Origin of the sequence: Pseudarthrobacter sp. TAF60_1 (genome assembly GCF_052113505.1) — a bacterium.
Lineage (GTDB): Bacteria > Actinomycetota > Actinomycetes > Actinomycetales > Micrococcaceae > Arthrobacter.
On record NZ_JBFRDI010000038.1, the window covers coordinates 1 to 2567 of the forward strand.

At 65.1% G+C, this 2567-nt stretch carries 3 protein-coding genes; 2 read left to right on the top strand and 1 reads right to left on the bottom strand.

Translation table 11 applies throughout. The features are described from left to right. Positions 1–362: 362 nt before the first annotated feature. The gene (locus AB4Y73_RS20365; protein WP_441874492.1) at positions 363–1427 is read right to left on the bottom strand and encodes a D-2-hydroxyacid dehydrogenase; all 1065 of its coding nucleotides are present in this window, start codon (positions 1425–1427) and stop codon (positions 363–365) included. Between the two features lie 71 nt (positions 1428–1498). Here AB4Y73_RS20365 and AB4Y73_RS20370 point away from each other — a divergent pair, with 71 nt between their 5' ends. After that, positions 1499–2437, top strand: coding sequence for an NAD(P)-dependent oxidoreductase (locus tag AB4Y73_RS20370; protein WP_441874494.1), 939 nt, complete (start codon positions 1499–1501; stop codon positions 2435–2437). Beyond that, the coding region (locus AB4Y73_RS20375) for an SDR family NAD(P)-dependent oxidoreductase (RefSeq protein ID WP_441873490.1) at positions 2421–2567 on the top strand (147 nt) is incomplete at its 3' end. The genes AB4Y73_RS20370 and AB4Y73_RS20375, both read left to right, overlap by 17 nt.

The following is a 2567-nucleotide window of genomic DNA, read 5'->3' on the forward strand; positions in this document are numbered from 1 at the left end:
CGGTCCGTCGTCGAGCAGTCCTTCAACATCTTCAAGCAATGGCGCAGCATCGCCACCCGGTACGACAAGCTCGCCATCACCTATCGGTCCGGGGTCGCTCTCTACTCAGTCCTGATCTGGCTACGTCAATAAGGAGACACGCCCTAGCCCAAGCCCCGTGCACGGACAACAGGTGGCCCTCCCGGCAGGGGAGGCCACCTGTTGGCGTTCCGGGCGGCCTGCGTGTTCACGGCGGCGGCCGGCTCAGTTCTGTTCGGCGGCCGGACCTTGCCAACGAGAAGAGCCCTGCCGGGTTCCTGTAAGTCAGGAGTCCAGCAGGGGCTCTGTGCCAAGCTCGTTTGGTGCGAAGCGGGACGGTTCTGTCAGTAGAAGTGGACCGGGTCCACCAAGTGGGGGAGGTCGCCGCCGTCGAGGAAGGTGCGAAGGTTGCTGCAGAAGCGCTCTGCGATCAGGCGGTTTTCTGCCGCACTGAGCGCGGAGGTGTGGGGTGACACCAGGACCTTGGGGTGCTCCCACAGCGGGCTGTCCTGGGGGAGCGGTTCAACGGCAAAGACATCGAGGCAGGCGTAGGACACCTGGCCGTTATTAAGGGCTTCCAGGAGGGCGTTCTCGTCCACCACTGTGCCGCGGCCAACGTTAACAAACACCGTTCCCGGCTTCATAGCGGCAAAGACGTCGCGGTTGAACAGATTCTCCGTGAAGGGCGTGCCGGGCAGGGTGTTCACGACGGCGTCGGCAGTGGCAAGCAGTCCGGCGAGGCCGTCGTTGTCCGCAACGTGCTCGATACCCTCAATTGGTTCCACCGTCCGCTTGGTGCCGCTGACCTTCATGCCGAGGGCTCGCGCAATCCGGGCCGTCTCGAGCCCGATCTCACCCAGGCCCGTGACCACGAGCGTGGATCCGCTGACCAGCCGGGTGGGGGTTCGGAGCTCGGGCCACACCTTGGCGGCCTGGTCCTGGACCAGCTCGGCGCTGCGCTTGAAGCCGTTGAGGATGCCCAGTGCGGCGAACTCTGCGAGCGGCAGGGCGTGGACCCCGGCCGAGGTGGTCACCTTGAACTTGCTGAGGGTTTCCTGGTCCAGTCCCGAGGCCTTGACCGCGCCCCCGGCACCGGCTGCCATGGCGTGGACCCACTGCAGCCGCGGGTTCTCACGCGCGATGCGCGCCAGGCCGGCAGGGCTCTCGTTAGGCAGGCCGTACAAGATTTGCGCCTTGTTGAGCATGCTCCAGTAGCGATCGTCCTGCGCTGGCGTCCGTTTGAAGTCCGGATCCCCGGAGTGGTCCGCCGGAAAACGCTCCGGCGGGAGGAGGTCCGGCTCGTAGAGAACGGTCACGGCGGGATCTACTGCGCGGATGCGGTCCACGAGCTCTGCTTCGAGCGGGACGGCGATCGCTACGGTCGTTTGGGTCGTCATAGTGTTCATCATACTGAATAGAGGCTAGAATATTGGACAGATTTCCCTACATTAACCACACAACGATGTGAGTCGAGGCTTTGATGGACAACAAAAGAGCAGGCTTTGTGGGCCTGGGACTCATGGGGCAGCCCATGGCTCAGAATCTCGTGCGCGCCGGATGGGACATCACTGCCTGGAACCGTTCCGACGGGCCACTGCGCGGTCTGGTGGCGTTGGGCGCGTCCGCAGCGCCGGACATTGCGGCATTGCGGGACCTGCCGATCATCGCCTTTATGCTGCCGGACCTGTCCTACATCGAGGAAGCGTCGGAAGGGCTCCTGGCAAGCTGGGCCGAAACGCCGCCGGCTGCTGGCACCACGGTGGTGGTCATGAGCTCTGTCTCACCCGCGAAGGTGAAGGACTTCGGCCGCCGGGTGCAGCACGCGAGCCAGGGCCGCGCCGTTGTGGTGGACGCCCCGGTCAGCGGCGGAACAAAGGGAGCAACCGACGGCACCCTGGCCATTATGGCCGGTGGATCGCCCGAAGATTTCCGGCGGCTTGAGCCCTTCCTTGCGGCGATGGGAACCACTGTCCGGCACATGGGCCCCCTGGGCTCAGGGTCGTTGGCCAAGGCCTGCAACCAACTGATCGTCGGAACCACGACGGCGGCTCTCGCCGAGGCGGCCGAACTCGCCGAGCGTTCGGGCATGGATCCTGCGGCGCTTTTTGACGTTCTGGCCGGCGGCCTGGCCGGCAGCCGTGTGCTGGAAAGCGTGGGGCCGCGGCTGGTCCGGAAGGACTACACCCCCACGGGTCCCGCTAAATTCATGCACAAGGATCTTTCCTTTGTGCTCGAGTCGGCCCAGGCGGCCGGCTCTGCCGTGCCGATGGCGACTGCCGGCGTCGAACTTTACGCCGAACTGAAGCGCCAGGGCTTGGGCGACCAGGACCTTGCGGTAGTACGGCAGGCCATTTCACAACTCAGCGACGCAACAGCGGACAGCGCAATGAAAGGGACAGTGCATGAGTGGACTTTTTGACCTGACGGGGCGGGTTGCCCTTGTGACGGGGTCGAGCCGGGGGATTGGTAATGCGCTGGCGCGGGCGTTGGCTGAGGCGGGGGCGACGGTGGTGCTGAACGGCATCAATGCGGAGCGGTTGAAGGCAGCG

Bases quoted from the DNA above. Each gene is read 5' to 3' on its own strand.
- AB4Y73_RS20365 (WP_441874492.1), bottom strand. From the start codon at position 1,427: ATGATGAACACTATGACGACCCAAACGACCGTAGCGATCGCCGTCCCG.
- AB4Y73_RS20370 (WP_441874494.1), top strand. From the start codon at position 1,499: ATGGACAACAAAAGAGCAGGCTTTGTGGGCCTGGGACTCATGGGGCAG.